Raw genomic sequence first — 16,110 nt, forward strand, 5'->3', positions numbered from 1 at the left:
GTGTTTGCCCTGTGCATGGCGCTGCTGCCATTACAGATCCGCCAGCCCCGGCGGATTGGTCTGCGAACGTGGCACGGCTTCCGATTGCAGGTTCCAGCGTGCCAGCGCGGTGGCGTAGTTGCCGTTGTCGATCTGGGTGTTGAGGCTCTGGGTGATGGCCGCGGCCAGTCCACTGCCTTTGCGGGTGGCAACCGAGATGGACGCTGCGTTTGGCCAGCCACCGGGGAACAGGCCAACCTGACGCACCTTGCCGTCGCGTGCGGCGTAGGCGCCGGTGGCATTGGGCTCGAATGAGATATCCGCGCGCCCGGTGATCACCGCCAGACGGCCAACCGTCGGATCGTCGAGGTATTGATACTCCACCGGCGCCAATCCGGCGGCCACGTTCTGTGCATCCCAGCGGCGAAGTATCTGGTCCTGGTTGGTGCTGGCGCCGACGACGACCTTCAGCCCAGCAACGTCGCGCGGCTGGGTGATTGCTCGAATCGGGCCGCCGCTACGCGTGTAGACGCCGAGCAGGTCGTAGCGGTAGCTGGAAAAGTCGAACTTGCGCTTCCTGCTCTCGGTGACGGTGATGTTGGAGATCACCGCGTCGTACTTGCCCGACTCCAGTCCCAACGGCCAGTCCGGCCAGGCTACCGGAACCAGGTTCAAACGCAGGCCCAGCGAGTCAGCGATCAGTCTGGCGATGTCCGGTTCAATGCCGATCACCTGCTTGCCATCGGCGGCGTAGTCGCCCAGCGGTAGCGCACCAGGGGTGGTGGCGATGGTGAGGGCGCCGGGTGTGGCGAAGACATGGTCTTTCGGTAGCAGGGCGATTGCGGCAGCGTCGGCGTGTGCATGCGGCACCGGTTTGTCTGCTGCATCCGGCCCAGGCGCGGCGACGGCGTTGTCCGGCGCAGCGCCCACGCGGGTGTAGAGGATCAGGCCGACACCTGCGGCCAGCGCCGAGATGACGATGAGCGTGCCGAGATGGCGGCGGATGGGGGCAGGCATTGTGGGCTCCGATGGCAGAAATGGGTTCAAAGCACGCTTGCAAGAAACTCGGCGGTGCGGGCCTGTCGTGGTTGTTCGAACAGCTGTGTAGGTGTCCCCACCTCCACCACGCGGCCGCCTTCCATGAAGACCACCTTGTCTGCGATGCGACGCGCGAAGCCGATCTCGTGGGTGACGATCACCAGCGTGGTGCCCGAGCGAGCCAGTTCCTCGATGAGTGCCAGCACTTCGTTGACCAGTTCCGGATCCAGTGCCGAGGTGGGCTCGTCAAACAGCAGCACCTTGGGTTGCAGTGCCAGCGCCCGGGCGATGGCGACGCGTTGCTGCTGACCGCCAGAGAGCTGGCGGGGATAGGTGTCTGCCTTGTCCAGCAGGCCAATACGTGCCAGCAGCGCCAGCGCCAATGATTCGGCGTCTGCCTGTGTCGCGCCGCGTACCGCGATTGGTGCCTCGATGAGGTTCTGCAGGACGGTGAGATGCGGGAACAGGTTGAAGTTCTGGAACACCATGCCGATGTCGGCACGTCGCCGGCGTACATCGGCTTCTTTCAATTCATGCAGGACATCGCCGTCGCGGCGGTAACCGACCAGCTCACCGTCGACACTGACGAAGCCGGCGTCCACCCGTTCCAGGTGATTGAGGGTACGCAGCAGCGTGGATTTGCCGGCACCAGAGGGGCCGATGATGGCGGTGACGCTGCCCGCGCCAAGCTCCAATGAAACGTCATCGAGTACCTGCAGCTCCGCGTAGAACTTGTCGACGCGCTGGATCGAGATGCTGCCGCCTGCGCGCAGCGCCAACGACGCGCTGCTTGCCGCCGGCGGGCGTCGGTCCCGCTGCCTGCGGGGGCGTGCGTTGCGATTGCTCCCACGTGCGAACGCCCGTTCAACACCGACCTGTATCACCGACAGGAAGGTCAGCAGCACCAGGTACCAGACGGTGGCCACCATCAGCAGCGGCACGACGTCCAGGTTGCGGCGGTAGATCACCTGGATGGTGTAGAACAGTTCCGGCAACGCCAGTACATAGACCACCGAGGTGGCCTTGGCCAAGCCGATGATGTCATTGAAGGCGGCCGGCAGGATGCTGCGCATGGCCTGTGGCAGCACGATACGGCGAACTTCGCGGTGACGCGGCAGGCCGAGCGCCGCAGCGGCTTCCAGTTGACCTGGGTCAACCGACAGGATGCCGCCTCGGATGACCTCGGCCGAAAATGCAGCCTGGTTCATCGCCAAGCCAAGGATCGCGGCGGTCAGCTGGGTGATCAATTGTGTGGTCGGGTAGCTGAAAAGCAGGATGTCGGTGAACGGCACCTTCAACTGGATGGTTTCGTAGAGATAGCCCAGGTTGTTGAGCAGCAACAACAGCACCAGCAGCGGGATGGAGCGGAACAACCACACATAGCCCCAGGACAGGCGCGCAAGCAGTGGCGAGCCGGAGACGCGCGCCAAGGCCAGGGCAGTGCCCAGCGCGAACCCGAGCACGGTGCCGCTGGCGGTCAGCAGCAGGGTCAAAGCCAAGCCTTTGAGTACCTGGTCAGCGAAGAACCACTGGGCGAAGACCGACCAGCCCCAGCGCGGGTTGCCCAGCACCGATTGCATGATGGCCAGGAGCATGACGATGGCCGCGACGGTGCCAAGTGCGCGCAGTGGATGGCGTGCGGGCACGATGCGCGGTGTGGCGGTGAGGGTTGCGTGGTCGGCGTGCTGCCGGAGCTGCGCAAGCGTCTGTGCGTTCATCAGGCGTGGGCTCCCGCAACGGTAGCGAGGTTGACTGTGTTGCTGAGCTGCTTTTCGAACGGCAGGTGCACGACGCGTTCGGCGGCTTCATCCAGGTCGAACAAGGCTTGGTAGCCATGCTTCAGGTACAACTGCACGGCTTCGGGTTGACGGAATCCAGTGGTCAAGTAGATGCGCTCATAGCCTTGCCGGGCTGCATTGCGCTCCAGTTCGGCAAGTACGCGCGATGCAATGCCTTGGCGGCGTACGTCGTAACGGGTCCAGATGCGTTTGAACTCGGCGGTACCGGCATCGTGATGGGCCATGAAGGCGCCGCCAGCGATGGCCTGGCCATCGCGCAGCAACAGCAGGAACGCGCCGTGCGGTGCGCTGAAGGCGGCGGCTGGGTAGCGCTCAAGCTCCTCACGGGCGCTGCCACCAATCTGCTTGATGACATCGTGGTAGCGATCGCCGTATTCCTGCTCCAGGCCTTCGAACAGCGGTGCAGCCCGGGGGTCATCCACCGAGGTGAGGACGAAGTGTTCGCTCATGCCGGCTGCTCCAGGAATCGTTCGGTGAGGTGGGCCCAGTAACTGGCGGCCGGAACGATGCTCGCGTCGTTGAACACGTAGCGTGGGCTGTGCAGCGGCGCGCTGTCGCCATTGCCGACGAACAGGAAGCTGCCCGGGCGCTGCTGCAGCAGGAAGGCGAAGTCCTCGCTGGCGGTACGCGGCGGCAGCTGGTCTATCACCGTGTCGGCACCGAACAGCTGCCGTGCGGCGGTGCGCGCAAAGGCGGTTTCTGCAGGGTGATTGAGCACACTGGGGAAGCCCACCGGGAAGTCGATCTGCACGTCCGCGCCGAAGCTGCTGACCAGCGCGGTAGTCAGTGTCTTGATACGTTCGCGCAGGTGCTGGCGGACTTCGGGCAGGAACGCGCGGACGGTCAGCTTCAACTCCACGCTGTCGGGGATGACGTTGGCGGCGTTGCCACCGTGGATGGCACCGACGGTAACCACCGCCATCTCGCGCGGGTCGACGTTGCGCGACACCAGGCTTTGCAAGGCGGTCACCAGATGCGCCGCTACCAGGATCGGGTCTACGCCGGTATGCGGCTCGGCACCATGTCCGCCGTTGCCGATGATGCGAATGCCGGCCCAGTCCACCGACGCCATCGCCGGGCCATCAACAAAGCCAAGCCGGCCGGCGGCGATCCCCGGCCAGTTGTGCAGGCCGAAGATCGCATCCACCGGGAAGCGCTCGAACAAGCCGTCTTCGATCATCCGGGTTGCGCCCTTGCCGGTTTCTTCGGCCGGTTGGAACACCAGTTGCACGCTGCCTTCGAAACGACCATGGCGGGCCAGATGGTGGGCGGCGGTCAGCAGGATGGTGGTATGGCCGTCATGGCCGCAGGCGTGCATCACCCCTGGCGTGCTGCTGGCATAAGGCAGGCCCGAGTCCTCGCTGATCGGCAACGCGTCGAAGTCCGCACGCAGCCCGATGCTGCGCGTGGCGCTGCCACGGCGCAGCGTGCCCACCACGCCGGTGCCGCCGACGCCGGTGGTCACGTCATAGCCCCAGTCCGCCAGCAGATTGGCGATGCGGGCACTGGTGCGGTGCTCCTCGAATGCAAGCTCGGGATGCTGATGCAGGTCATGGCGGATGGCGATGGCCTGGTCCGCAAAGGCTGCGATATGCCGGTTGTGGGACGGGGCTGGGCTGGTCATCGGCTTGGCTCAACTCGCGGTGCGCAGGGCTGCTGGCGGCTGTTCGGCATGGCGGCTGGTCTTGTAGGGCAGGCCCAGGTGCTCGCGCAGTGTCTGTCCCGGCAGGTCCGGCTGGTGGTAGCCACGTGCCTGCAGGATTGGCAGCACGTACTGGACGAAGTCATCCAGGCCCTGTGCCTGCACCGGGAAGGCTAGAATGAAGCCATCGCAGGCATCGGCCTGGATCCAGCGGATGATTTCATCAGCGACGGATTCTGCACTGCCGATGAAGGCACTGCGCGGGGTCACCGACTGCAGCGCAACCTGGCGCAGGGTTGCTCCCTGTTCGCGGGCTTGCTGTTTGATGCTGTCGGTTGTGGAGCGGAAGCTGTTGCTGCCCAGCTCGCCAAGCTCGGGAAACGGGCCGTCCACGGGGTACTGGCTGAAGTCGTGGTGGTCGAAGAAACGGCCGAGATTGGCAAGCGCATCATCGATATCCGCCAGCGCCACAATCTGCTGATACTTGCGCTCCGCTTCTTCGGCGTCGCGGCCTACGATGGGCGAAATGCCAGGCAGCACCTTGACGTCGGTAGCGCTGCGCTGGTGGCCGAGCGCGGCCTGCCGCACCCGTTGGGTGAAGGTGCGGGTGGCCTCCAGCGAGAGCGATGGGGTGAATACCGCATCGGCATATTTGCCGGCCAGGCTGATACCGGCATCGGAGGCGCCGGCCTGGAACAGCACCGGTTGACCCTGCGGCGAACGCTGGATATTCAACGGGCCTTCTACCTGGAAGAACCTGCCCTTGTGCGCCAACGGGCGGAAACTGCCCGGGCTGACATAGCGGCCGGTTTCGCGGTCACGGACGAAGGCATCGTCATCCCAGGAATCCCACAGTTCCTGCGTCACCTGCAGATATTCATCGGCGATCTCGTAGCGCAGCGCGTGGTCGGGATGCGCGCGGCCGTAGTTGCGGCCTGAACCTTCCAGCGGCGAGGTGACGACGTTCCAGCCCGCGCGGCCGCCGCTGATCAGGTCCAACGAGGCGAACTGGCGCGCGACGGTGAACGGATCGCTGTACGAGGTGGACAACGTGCCTGCGAGGCCGAGCCTGGTGGTGGCCGTGGCCAATGCCGACAGAATGGTCAGTGGCTCGAAGCGGTTGAGGAAATGCGGGATGGATGTCTCGGTGATGTACAAACCGTCGGCGACGAAAGCGAAGGCAATGCCGTTTGCTTCGGCTTTGCGCGCGATGTCGATGAAGAAGCTCAGGTTGACGCTGGCATCGCTGGGATTGGAAGGGTGCTTCCAGGCATTTACATGGCCGCCAGGCCCTTGCAGCATGATGCCGAACGGAATGGGCCGTGATGGAACAGCGCCAGCTGCTACAGGGTTTGAGGTGGTACTCATCAGGCAACTCCAGGGCGGGGGAGGGCGTCGGTAGCCGAAGATCAGTCAGAGCAGCGCGGGTTCGGGCTGGTTGGCGGTAGTTGCTGCTGCGTTGCTTGCGGGCGATGGCGTCTGCGGCGATGTGGAAGGGGCCAGCAGCTCCAATGAGCGCAGTCGTATCTGGGCGTCGGCGACGGGAGCATCCAGTACGAATTCCTCGATGCCGAAGTAGGTATGCAGGCGATCCAGTTCGCGGCGTACATGCTGTGCCGTGCCGGCCAATACGCTGGGCTGCAGCTCTTCCACGTTGTAGTCGGTGATGCCGGCTTGCCGCGCATAGTCGGCAGCAGCTTGTGACGAGGGCAGATTGATCGTCTGCCTGTCGCCGAAGTGCAGCCTGTGGATGCGCAGCTCACCAATGTGGCGAGCGGCTTCGGCAGCGCTATCGGCGGCAAGTGCGATGACGGCGAGCAGGGGTGCGAGATTGCTGTCGCGGCGATAGGCAGAGAGCGCACGCTCGATGCTGCGGGGATCACCGTCGAACTGCCCGGCATAGACGAAGCGCCAGCCCAGGCTGGCAGCCAGCTCGGCACTTTCGACGCTGGCACCCAACAGGAAACGTTCCGCCTGGACGCCAGCGGTGGGCGTGGCAATGGCATCGGCGTGGCGATGCCACGGCGGCAGGTTGCCGCTGAGGAAGCCCTCCAGATCGGTGAGCTGGGTGACGAAATCCAGTGGCGTTTCACGACCATAGGCCAGGGCCTGGCTTGCGGCCGGCAGCCCGCCCGGTGCCTTGCCAACACCGAGGTCAACCCGGCCCGGGGCAAGATTGGCCAGTAGATTGAAAACCTCGGCCACCTTGTACGGGGAGTAGTGGCGCAGCATCACACCGCCGGTGCCAATGCGGATGCGTTGGGTCTGCGCCAGCACGAAGGCCGCCAGCACTTCCGGTGCGGGCCCGGCCGACTGCGGGAGTGCATGGTGCTCGGCAAACCAATAGCGGTGGTAGCCCAGCTGTTCGGCGCGTTGCGCCCGCACCACGCTGTCGCGCAATGCCTGCTCGGCGCTGCTGCCATCGGCAACGAGGCTCTTGTCGAGGATGCTCAGGTGATAGGTCATGGTCGCCGTGCTGGTTGGGTTGCCGACGCGTTGCTGCGCGGACAAATGGGGTATCAGGGATGTGGCTGGGCGATGCCGTACAGCTCGCCCAACGTGGCGAAGATGCGTTCGGCACCGGACACGTATTGGCGCGCGGCGTGGTGGCCGCTGGCATGTTGGCTTTGGACGTCGACAGGCAACACCAGCTTGGGCAGCGACTGATCGGCGTCACCCACAAAGTCGATCACTGCATCACGCGGGCGCTGGAAGCCGACATGGCGCACATCCAGTTGCTCGCGCAGGCCGGGCAGTTGGGTCAGCGCGCCTTCGAGCAGAAGGGAGTGGCGACAGAAGAAGCGTTGATCCTCGATGGCGGGATCCTGGAACTCGGGTTCCAGCAGCAACAGGATGGGTTTTGCAGTGGGCGTGACTGGCATGGGGCTGCTCGCTTGCGGCAGGGACAGCGTCGGCGCTGTGGATTCATCCTAGGCAAGCGCTCGGCCGGCGGCGCTGTGCAACTCGTCAATCAGCGGTCAGATCCGGCCATGACCATGCGCAGTAGGAATAAGTACATGCCATTGCTGGTTGGCGTTGAGTGTTGCGCAGCTGATGGTTGCAGTTGCCGCAGAAACCTGCAGCAGTCTGCCTAGCCGCGCTCAGGCAATCCTGCGCAACTGTGAACCCCGGGCGACACCCAGAACACCGGCCGCACGCTCGGCGGCCAGTGCAATGCGTTCCTGCAGCTGGCCTGCCGGCCGCTGGTCAGCGTCGAAGTCCGCAGCGGTTGCATAGACCCCGATTGGCAGCGTCAGTGCCTGCAGGAATCCGAACAGTGGCCGTAGCTGATGCTCGAGCATCAGTGCATGGCGCTCGCTGCCGCCTGTGGCTGCCAGCAACACCGGTGTGTTGATCAAGGCATCCATGTCGATCAGGTCGAACAGATGCTTGAACAAACCCGGGTACGCGCCGCGGTATACAGGTGCGGCGGCCAGCACAAGATCGGCATTCTCTATCCTGCGCAGCTGCAGCTCGACCTCGGCAGTCAGCTCACTGCGCTGCAGGGCGCTGCCCAGCGGGCGGGCGATGTTGACCAGCTCCACCAGCTGGATGTCCAGTGGCAGATGCTGCTGCAGCTGTTGCAGGATGCTCAGCGCAAGGCTGCGGGTGCGCGAAGCGGACGAGGTACTGCCGATGACGGCGACGGCTTTCAGTGCGGTGGACATGCGCGGCTCCAGATGAAGGGCGGGGCGATCAGAAGCGATAATTGATGCGGCCATACCAGTAGCCGCCGGTTGTGCCGACGCTGTCGACGCTGGCGTAGTTGAAAACGTAGTTGGCTTTTTCGCTGGCACTGCGCGAGGCGTCCGGGCGCTTGCGCTGGCGTTCGTCAAACAGGTTGTTGATGCCTGCATCCACACTCCAGCCGCGGCCGATGTCGTAGCTGCCGCCCAGGTTGGTTACCAGCAGCGGTGCGAGCTGGTATTTGTAGCCGTTGTTGATGCTCTTGATCGGCCCGAAGTAGCTTGCATCCAGACTCAGCTGCCATGGGCCGTTGCTCCAGTGCACGCCGGCCAATTGGGTGTAGCGCGGGGTGTGATAGCGCAGCGCGTACTCGGCCGTCTCATTGAGCAGGTCGATGTTTGGCAACTGCTTCAGGGCGGCCGGTACGCTCGCCACCTGGCGGATGTTTGTGCGGCCGAGGTTTGCCGCATAGTTGTAGCGAAGTTGTCCGATTGCGGTGTGCTGGGTGGCTTCCAGGGTGAGCTCGACGCCACGGGTACGGGTGCTGCCTACATTGGTGATGTAGCTGGCGTAATAGGCTTGGCCAGGTGTGATGCTGACGCCGGCGGCACCAAGCAGGTTGTCGATGATGGCCTTCTGGCTGGCGTCCAGCGGGCTACCGCTGTTGTCGGTGATCGCGTTGGGATTGGTGGAGTCGTAGCCGATCTGGCTGGATTGACCCAGCTGGTTGCGGATGTTGATCTGGTACACGTCCACGGCCGCATTGAAGCTGGCGTTGGGCGCGAAGGTGATGCCCAGGCTGTAGTTGGTGGCCTTTTCCGGTTTGAGCGCTGTGGCTCCGAGGGCCAGCGCCGTTGGCGAATTCACCCGCGCCACCACGGTGGTGCCGCAAGGGCAGTTGCCGGTGGCCTGGTAGAACTGTCCACCCAGACTGGGGGCATGGAAACCATTGCTGATCGTGCCGCGCACCGCCACGGCATCGGTGAAGTCGAAGCGGGTGGATAGCCGTCCGGTGGAGACACTGCCAAAGTCGGAGTGGTCTTCGTAGCGCCCGGCCAGGTCCACAAACCAACGCGCGGTGACGTTGGTCGATACGCCGGCATAGATGGCCTTGCTGTTGCGGCTGGCGTCTACGGCGTCATCGGCCGAGTAACCAACGAAGCTTGCCGCGCCATAGCCAAGGTAGGACTCGGGTTGCCCAGGCAGGCGCTTGTACTGTTCATGCTGGTATTCCGCGCCAATGCTGACTTCAAGCGGTGAAGAAAACACGCTGGTGTCGAAGGCGCGGCGCAGGTCCAGGTTGTTGACCAGTTGCTGGTAATCGACTTTTCCGTCGTACAGATCGGTGGGCGAGCCCGGGTAGGGCAGCGAAAAATTGAGCGTGTCGCGGGTATAGGTACGGATGGTGTCGCGATTCCAGGTAGCGCTGAAGTCGTAGTTCCACTGCGACAGATTGCCTTTGACGCCTACGGTGCCGCTGTACTGCTGCTCCTTGCTCTCGATCGAAGGCGAGAAGCCATCCGGGTACACCGCCAATGCGGCGGGATTGAGCGCGGCAATCGTGCCGGGAAGGCGATAGTTCTGGATGGCACTGCCGGTGCGATCCGCGGCGTTGAGCGTGACGTAGAAATCTGCTCCAGCGCCGAGCGGGTGGCCAGCGCTGATCACCGCCGACGTCAGGCGGTAGGACGGGCTGCTGAAGATCTTGTTGGCATCGCTGCCGGCGCTGCCGTCGTACCAGCTGGCCGGGTACAGGATGCGCCGGATCGCATGCTGTTGCACGGTGTTCTCCGCCGACACATTGACGAAGCCGGTGGTCCCCCATGGCAGGCCAAGATTGCCGCGTACACTCGTGCGGCTACCGTCGCCGTCGTAGCTTTGCCCGCTCTCCACGGCCAGCGCGCCGCCGCTGGCCTGTGTCTTCAGGATCACGTTGATCACACCGGCAACGGCATCGGAGCCGTAGATGGCTGATGCGCCATCACGCAGTACTTCAACGTGGTCAATCGCAGATAGCGGGATCAACCCCAGGTCGGCCCAGGAATGGCCGGGGAAGGCACCGCCATTGGCGCCGCTGACATAGGCGCTGGCGTTGCGCCGTTTGCCATTGATCAGCACCAGCGTGTAGCCCGGGGAGAGATTGCGCAGCTGGTAGCCGCGGATCAGGCTTTCCTGGTCGGATTGGTAGCCACCTACCTGGCTCAATGAGGGCAGTGCACGCTGCAGGGCCTCAAGCAGGGTGGCTTGGCCGGTAGCGGCCAGCGCGTCGGCGGAAATGACATCGATCGGGGTGGAGCTGTTCGCCACCGTGCGGGTACTGTTGCGCGAGCCGGTGACGACTACCGTGTTCAAGGTCGAGGCTGCGGCGGCCGGTGCCAGCACATCATTGGCGCTGGCGGTTGATGAGAGCACCGCGGCCAGCAGCAGTGCTGCCGATGCAGCGCGCTGGGGCGGGTGGGAAGTGGGGTTCGGCAACTGCCGGTCGGCGGACATCGTGGCGGGACTCGTCGTTTGGGGGGGGCGGGTCCTATTCAAGTTGCAGTTGACGCTGGCGAACATGCGCAAAGGCGCCAGCGGGCGGTCAAGTCCGGCCACGCATATGACGGAGCGTCATCTGTAAACAGCCTGCGGATGTAAACGATCGCATGTTCTGGATACGTGCAGGCCGCTCGCCATGCGTAGTATCGATGCCCATGAACATCCTCGCCGAACCGGATTCCTCAGCGCCGCTGGTGGCGATTCTGGCTTACGACCAGATGGGAATGTTCGAGTTCGGGTGTGCCGTGGGCATGTTCGCGCCGGTACGCCCCGAACTGCAGGTGGACTGGTACCGCACCGGCATCTTCGCCTGCGAACCCGGGCCGCTGCGGGCCTTGGGTGGTATCTCGGTAGAGGTGCCACATGGCCTGGAGTTGATCGATGAAGCCGATACCGTGCTGATTCCTGGTTGGCGCAATCCTGACGAAATGCCGCCGCCACGACTTCTGGATGCGCTGCGCCGTGCGCATGCGCGTGGTGCGCGTCTGGCCAGTATCTGCTCCGGCGCATTCGTGCTGGCGTGGGCGGGCTTGCTCGATGGTGGCAGTGCAACCACCCATTGGCGGCTGACCGAACGACTGGCGCAGCTGTTCCCGGACGTGGCGGTGCGTGCCGACGTGTTGTACGTCGACAGCGGCCAGATCATCACCTCGGCCGGCTCCGCAACCGGCATGGACATGATGCTGCACATGGTGCAGAGGGATTACGGCAGGCGGGTTGCGAATCTGGTGGCGCAGCGCCTGGTGCTGGCGCCTTGGCGCGACGGCGATCGCAGCCAGCTGGTTCCACGGGCCATTCCGCATGGCGAGCCCAGCCGTCTGGCGCGGCTGATGGAATGGACACGCGAGAATCTTTCGCAGGAGCACACGCTGGCCAGCCTGGCCACGCAGGCGCTGCTCAGTCAGCGCACCCTGCAACGGCAGTTCTTGGATGCCACCGGGGTGTCACCGATTGACTGGGTGATACGCGAGCGTGTGGCTTACGCCAAGGAGTTGCTGGAGACCACCGCGCGGCCGTTGCAGTGGATCTGCGAGCAGGCCGGGTTTGGATCACCGGAGTCATTCAGGCGGCATTTCCGGGCCGCTACCGGTACCAGTCCGGCCGCTTACCGTGCAGGTCTTGCTGTAGCGGCCGATGCTGCAGCAGGGCTGCAATCCCCGCCAGGCGTGATTGCCGCGCGCTGAGCTGCCAGTGGTGCAGTAGTCTGGCCGGGCGCAGAGGACTGCACCCGGCGCGGACGATTCGGCGCGGAGGATCAGGCGGCGGGCAACAACGGCCGCAGCACCGGCTCCAGCTGTTCGCGGCGCCAGCCGGCGAGGGCCGTGGGCCAGTTGCCACTTTCCAGCAAGGCCTCCAGGTGCTTGCGAGAGGCGAGCAGGCCGTCCGGCAGCCCCAGCTCGGCGGTGCGCTTGCTGACGGCGTCCTGCAGGCGCTTGAGTGCGCTCTTGTTGCTGTCGGTGGCCGGCAGGGCCATCGGTGCATCGGCTTCGTCGGCAAGCGGGGTGTTCAGTGCTTCCCATACCTGCTGGGCCAGCTTGCGCGGGGCCTTGGGGAAGCGGCCGAACAGCTTCAGCATGGCGTCGTAGTCGGCTGGCGGGGTGCGCGCCAGCACGTTGGCAAGTTCATTGTCCAGGATCCAGCTGCGCGGCTTGTCGCTGCTGCGGGCCTGCTGGTCGCGCCAGCGCAACAGGCGCAACAGGCGCAGCTGGGCGTCGCGCTCCAGCACCTGTGAGGAGCGCATGGACAGGTGCGGCCAATGCTCGCCTTCGTCACCCTCGACGCTGGCCAGCAGGCGTTCGCCATCGTCCTGCAGCCATTGCATGCGATCAGCAGCCTGCAGCTTGGCGCTGATGGTGTCGTGCATGGCGAACAGGTATTCGACGTCGTCGGCGGCGTACTCCAGCTGCGCGTCGCTGAGCGGGCGCTTGAGCCAGTCCGAGCGGGTCTCGCCCTTGGGCAGGGTAATGCCGGTGATCTCGGCAACCAGCTTCTGGTAGCCCATGCCGCCGCCGATGCCGGCCAGTGCGGCACCGATCTGGGTGTCGAACAGCGGCCGCGGCAGCGCGTCGCAGGCGCACTTGAAGGCCACCAGGTCTTCGCTGGCGCTGTGCATGATCTTGGTGATCGAGGTATCGGTCAGCCAGGGCTTCAGTGCCTCGCACATGCCGGGGATCAGCGGGTCGATCAGCAGGATTTCATCGCCGACCGCCATCTGTACCAGGGCCAGCTGCGGCCAATAGGTGCGTTCGCGGATGAATTCGGTGTCCAGCCCGATCCGGCTCGGGCGCTGGCGGTAGCGTTCTTCCAACTCCGCCGGGTGTTTGATCCAGTAAGCCACGTGGGGTTCCGTCAACTGCAGGGTTTGCTCAGGCAGGCGAGAATAGCCTAACGTCGGGCCGCTCCCGGGAAAGTGTGCAAGGTAATGGAGGCGTTTTTGGGTAAAACCGGCCAATTGTTGGGTCTGACGGCGCTGTTGCTGGCGCTGGCGGGGTGTAGCGGCAGCGCGCCGCAAGCGCCGTTGGCTGCGCCAAATGCCGAGCCAGCGAAGAAGCCAAGCCTGGCCGAGCGGCTGGAGGCGAGGGCTGAGGCACGTGCCGAAGCCAAGGCCGAGGCAGCTGCGGCAGCAAAGGGCGAACCCGCAACGCCGGACCCCACCCCGCAGCTTGAGGACATCACGTTGCCGGTCTGGAGCGCGCCGGAAGTCAGCCTGCAGCCCGGGCAACTGGCCGAAGCGCGCAAAGCGGCCGACAAGGCGCTGGCCGAGGACAGGCTGTACCGCGAGGCCGAGGATGCCATTCCGCTCTACCTGGCGATCCTGGCCCAGCAGCCGAAGGACCGGGCCGCGCAGCGCGGCCTGGACAAGGCCCGGCAGCGTCTGCGCGCGCAGGCAAGCGCCTTGATGGCGCAACCGGAGAATCAACGCCAGGCCCTGGCCCAGGCTGCCGAGATCGCTGGCGTAGCGGTGGCGTTGGCGCCCGAGGGCAAGGCCGAGCAGGCCTTGCAGCAGCGCATCGCAGTGGCGCGGCGGTTGCTGGCGCTGAACCGCGCCGGCGAACAGGCGCTGCGCCAACACCAGTTTGGCGAGGATGGCGGCGGCGCACAGGCGGCGTTCCGCGAAGTGCTGGCGTCCGATCCACTCAACAGCCGCGCCCGGCAGGGCTTGGCGGCGGTGGAAAGCGGCCTGATCCGCCGTGCCGAACATGCCGCGGCAATGGACTCGGACTTCGAGGCGGCCGCGCGCTGGCTGGACAAGGCCACCACTATCCGTGGCGAGGCCGTGACCTTGAAGGATGCACGTGCGCGCATCGAAGGCATCCGCACCGCCCAGCTTGATGCGCTGCGCGAAGGCGGCCTGCGTGATCTGGTTTCATCCAAGGGGCTGAAGGATGCGCGGCTGAAGCTGGCCCAGGCCGAGCGGATCGCGCGGCCCGGCGACCGCACCGTGGCCCTGCTGCGCGAGCGCATCGAGCTGGTCACCCATTACGGCAGCTTCCGCCCGGGGCAGGTGTTCAGCGATGCCCTGGCCGACGGCAGCCGTGGTCCGCAGATGGTGGTGGTGCCCTATGGCAGCTTCCAGATGGGGGCGACGGAGGGCGAGATCGGTAGCGCCGATGCCGAACGTCCGCAGCATCTGGTGAGCTTCGAGCGCGGTTTTGCGATGTCGATCACCGAGGTTACCGTCGCCGACTTCCGTCGCTTCGTGGAGGCCGCCAAGGCGCGCCCGCGCGCGACCCGGCGCGGCCATTCGATTGTCTATGACGAGCGTAGCGGCAACTTCATCCGTCGCAGCGGGGTGGATTGGCAGTCCGATTACAACGGTGCCAAGGCCGCTCCCAATAGCCCGGTGATGCATGTCAGCGTCCGCGATGCTGAAGCCTATGCGGCTTGGCTGTCCGATCAGACCGGGCGCTACTACCGCCTGCCCAGCGAGTCGGAGTTCGAGTACGCATTGCGGGCTGGCAGCCAGGGCCGCTATCCGTGGGGGCGATCGATGACGCCGCCGGAGAACGCCGGCAACTTCACTGGCAGCCTGGATGTATCGCCCAGTGGTCGGCACTGGAACAATGCCTTCGTCGGCTATGGCGATGGCTTCTGGGGCACCGCGCCGGTGGCGATGTTCAGTGCCAATGCCTGGGGCCTGCACGACATCAGCGGCAACGTCAGCGAGTGGGTGGCCGATTGCTGGCACGCCAGCTACCGGCGTGCGCCGGCCGATGGCGCGGCCTGGTACAACCCGGGTTGCCGGCAACGGGTGATCCGCGGTGGCAACTGGGCCAATGCGCCGGAGCAGACCCGTGCGGCGTGGCGGCAATCACAGGACTCGGACGTCACCTCGGCGCGCATCGGTTTCCGCCTGGTACGCGGAATTTGACCTTGCAGCGGCGTGCGCTGGCGGTACCATCGGCGAGGGCCAGCCCGGCCCAGACGGAATCCAACCATGCGACAAGATCCTTTCGGTAACCAAGGCAATGGCGGTCAACGTCGGCGTGGCGGCGGCCTGTTCGGGAATATCCGCTGGGTGATCCTGCTGGGCTTCGCGGTCTATGGCGGCTGCTATTACTTCGGCAACCGCTCGGTGGACCCGTATACCGGGGAGAAGGTGCTGATCGACAGCTCGCTCAATGCCAGTGAAGAGAAGGCGATGGGCCTGCAGGCCTACCAGGAGATCCTGGCGCAGGAGCGGCCGGTCGATCCCAATTCGCAGATCGCCCGCCAAGTGCGGGAGATCGCCAGTCGCCTGATCGCCAAGGTCGACGTGGTGGAAACCTCACTGGCGCAGGAGCACGGCCTGCAGCCGCAGCACTTCGCCAAGGACTTCGAGTGGGACGTGAACGTGCTGCAGTCCGATGAAGCCAATGCGTTCTGCCTGCCCGGCGGCAAGATGGCGGTCTATACCGGGCTGATTCCGGTTGCACAGAACGCAGATGCCCTGGCGGTGGTGATGGGGCACGAAATCGCCCACGCCTTGTTACGGCATGGCGCCCAGCGCATGGCCCAGCAGAAGCTGACCCAGATCGGGCAGATGGCTGGCGCGGCCAGCGGCATGGATGTTCAACAGCAGCAGATGATGATGTCGGCCATGGGCTACGGCTACCTGCTGCCGTATGCGCGCTCGCATGAAACCCAGGCAGATGAAGTCGGGCTGATGCTGGCCGCAGCTGCCTGCTTCAACCCGGAAGAAGCGGTGCCGCTATGGCAGCGCATGAGCCAGGCCAGTGGCGGGCAGGCGCCGCCGGAGTTCTCATCCACCCATCCCAATCCCGGCACCCGCATCCAGAACCTGCAGGCCTTGATGCCCAAGGCGCTGGAGTACAAGCAGCGCTTCTGCACCGCCGGCGCTGCAGCCAGGTAACACGCGGCGCGGCGGACTGCACAGGGACATAACGAACGCCGGAGGATGCTCGCCGGCGTTCTTGCTTTGTGGCC

At 65.1% G+C, this 16,110-nt stretch carries 13 protein-coding genes; 3 read left to right on the forward strand and 10 right to left on the reverse strand.

What is annotated here, in order from left to right; all coding sequences use genetic code 11:
* Positions 1-30: 30 nt before the first annotated feature.
* The 9 genes from AC1VWL_RS03735 to AC1VWL_RS03775 all read right to left on the reverse strand — a co-directional run bounded on the left by AC1VWL_RS03735 (position 31) and on the right by AC1VWL_RS03775 (position 10,638).
* Positions 31-996, reverse strand: a complete 966-nt coding sequence (locus AC1VWL_RS03735; RefSeq protein ID WP_482985810.1) for an ABC transporter substrate-binding protein — start codon at positions 994-996, stop codon at positions 31-33.
* Positions 997-1,022: 26 nt separating this feature from the next.
* A complete protein-coding gene (locus AC1VWL_RS03740; protein WP_482985851.1) occupies positions 1,023-2,612 on the reverse strand; it encodes an amino acid ABC transporter permease/ATP-binding protein in 1,590 nt (529 codons plus the stop codon).
* Positions 2,613-2,734: 122 nt separating this feature from the next.
* A complete protein-coding gene (locus AC1VWL_RS03745) occupies positions 2,735-3,265 on the reverse strand; it encodes a GNAT family N-acetyltransferase (protein WP_482985811.1) in 531 nt (176 codons plus the stop codon).
* On the reverse strand, positions 3,262-4,440 hold the full coding sequence (locus AC1VWL_RS03750) for a M20 aminoacylase family protein (RefSeq protein WP_482985812.1): 1,179 nt from the start codon (positions 4,438-4,440) through the stop codon (positions 3,262-3,264). The genes AC1VWL_RS03745 and AC1VWL_RS03750 overlap by 4 nt, the downstream gene beginning before the upstream one ends.
* Before the next feature lie 9 nt (positions 4,441-4,449).
* A complete protein-coding gene (locus tag AC1VWL_RS03755; RefSeq protein WP_482985813.1) occupies positions 4,450-5,826 on the reverse strand; it encodes an LLM class flavin-dependent oxidoreductase in 1,377 nt (458 codons plus the stop codon).
* A 45-nt stretch (positions 5,827-5,871) separates the two neighbouring features.
* Positions 5,872-6,969 (reverse strand): MsnO8 family LLM class oxidoreductase, encoded by a 1,098-nt coding sequence (locus AC1VWL_RS03760; protein ID WP_482985814.1) that lies wholly within the window; start codon positions 6,967-6,969, stop codon positions 5,872-5,874.
* A gap of 8 nt (positions 6,970-6,977) precedes the next feature.
* Positions 6,978-7,340 (reverse strand): DUF3088 family protein, encoded by a 363-nt coding sequence (locus AC1VWL_RS03765; RefSeq protein WP_482985815.1) that lies wholly within the window; start codon positions 7,338-7,340, stop codon positions 6,978-6,980.
* 219 nt (positions 7,341-7,559) lie between these two features.
* Complete coding sequence (gene msuE, locus AC1VWL_RS03770) at positions 7,560-8,126, reverse strand: FMN reductase (RefSeq protein ID WP_482985816.1); 567 nt, start codon at positions 8,124-8,126, stop codon at positions 7,560-7,562.
* 28 nt (positions 8,127-8,154) lie between these two features.
* Complete coding sequence (locus AC1VWL_RS03775; RefSeq protein WP_482985817.1) at positions 8,155-10,638, reverse strand: TonB-dependent receptor plug domain-containing protein; 2,484 nt, start codon at positions 10,636-10,638, stop codon at positions 8,155-8,157.
* A gap of 200 nt (positions 10,639-10,838) precedes the next feature.
* On the opposite strand from AC1VWL_RS03775, the gene ftrA reads away from it, so the two are divergent.
* Positions 10,839-11,867, forward strand: a complete 1,029-nt coding sequence (gene ftrA, locus AC1VWL_RS03780) for a transcriptional regulator FtrA (protein ID WP_482985818.1) — start codon at positions 10,839-10,841, stop codon at positions 11,865-11,867.
* Between the two features lie 71 nt (positions 11,868-11,938).
* Here ftrA and rnd read toward each other — a convergent pair whose 3' ends face one another.
* Positions 11,939-13,021, reverse strand: coding sequence for a ribonuclease D (gene rnd, locus AC1VWL_RS03785; RefSeq protein WP_482985819.1), 1,083 nt, complete (start codon positions 13,019-13,021; stop codon positions 11,939-11,941).
* A gap of 84 nt (positions 13,022-13,105) precedes the next feature.
* On the opposite strand from rnd, the gene AC1VWL_RS03790 reads away from it, so the two are divergent.
* Both AC1VWL_RS03790 and AC1VWL_RS03795 read left to right on the forward strand, forming a co-directional pair.
* A complete protein-coding gene (locus AC1VWL_RS03790; RefSeq protein WP_482985820.1) occupies positions 13,106-15,055 on the forward strand; it encodes an SUMF1/EgtB/PvdO family nonheme iron enzyme in 1,950 nt (649 codons plus the stop codon).
* 66 nt (positions 15,056-15,121) lie between these two features.
* A complete protein-coding gene (locus AC1VWL_RS03795; protein ID WP_481509276.1) occupies positions 15,122-16,036 on the forward strand; it encodes a M48 family metallopeptidase in 915 nt (304 codons plus the stop codon).
* Positions 16,037-16,110: the final 74 nt, after the last annotated feature.

This window comes from Stenotrophomonas sp. STEN063, assembly GCF_056854515.1.

Excerpts from the sequence above, each read along its gene's own strand:
- AC1VWL_RS03775 (WP_482985817.1), bottom strand. The coding sequence starts at position 10,638 with ATGTCCGCCGACCGGCAGTTGCCGAACCCCACTTCCCACCCGCCCCAG.
- AC1VWL_RS03750 (WP_482985812.1), bottom strand. The coding sequence starts at position 4,440 with ATGACCAGCCCAGCCCCGTCCCACAACCGGCATATCGCAGCCTTTGCG.
- ftrA (WP_482985818.1), top strand. The coding sequence starts at position 10,839 with ATGAACATCCTCGCCGAACCGGATTCCTCAGCGCCGCTGGTGGCGATT.
- AC1VWL_RS03765 (WP_482985815.1), bottom strand. The coding sequence starts at position 7,340 with ATGCCAGTCACGCCCACTGCAAAACCCATCCTGTTGCTGCTGGAACCC.
- AC1VWL_RS03745 (WP_482985811.1), bottom strand. The coding sequence starts at position 3,265 with ATGAGCGAACACTTCGTCCTCACCTCGGTGGATGACCCCCGGGCTGCA.
- AC1VWL_RS03795 (WP_481509276.1), top strand. The coding sequence starts at position 15,122 with ATGCGACAAGATCCTTTCGGTAACCAAGGCAATGGCGGTCAACGTCGG.
- AC1VWL_RS03735 (WP_482985810.1), bottom strand. The coding sequence starts at position 996 with ATGCCTGCCCCCATCCGCCGCCATCTCGGCACGCTCATCGTCATCTCG.
- AC1VWL_RS03790 (WP_482985820.1), top strand. The coding sequence starts at position 13,106 with ATGGAGGCGTTTTTGGGTAAAACCGGCCAATTGTTGGGTCTGACGGCG.
- msuE (WP_482985816.1), bottom strand. The coding sequence starts at position 8,126 with ATGTCCACCGCACTGAAAGCCGTCGCCGTCATCGGCAGTACCTCGTCC.
- AC1VWL_RS03740 (WP_482985851.1), bottom strand. The coding sequence starts at position 2,612 with ATGCTCCTGGCCATCATGCAATCGGTGCTGGGCAACCCGCGCTGGGGC.
- AC1VWL_RS03755 (WP_482985813.1), bottom strand. The coding sequence starts at position 5,826 with ATGAGTACCACCTCAAACCCTGTAGCAGCTGGCGCTGTTCCATCACGG.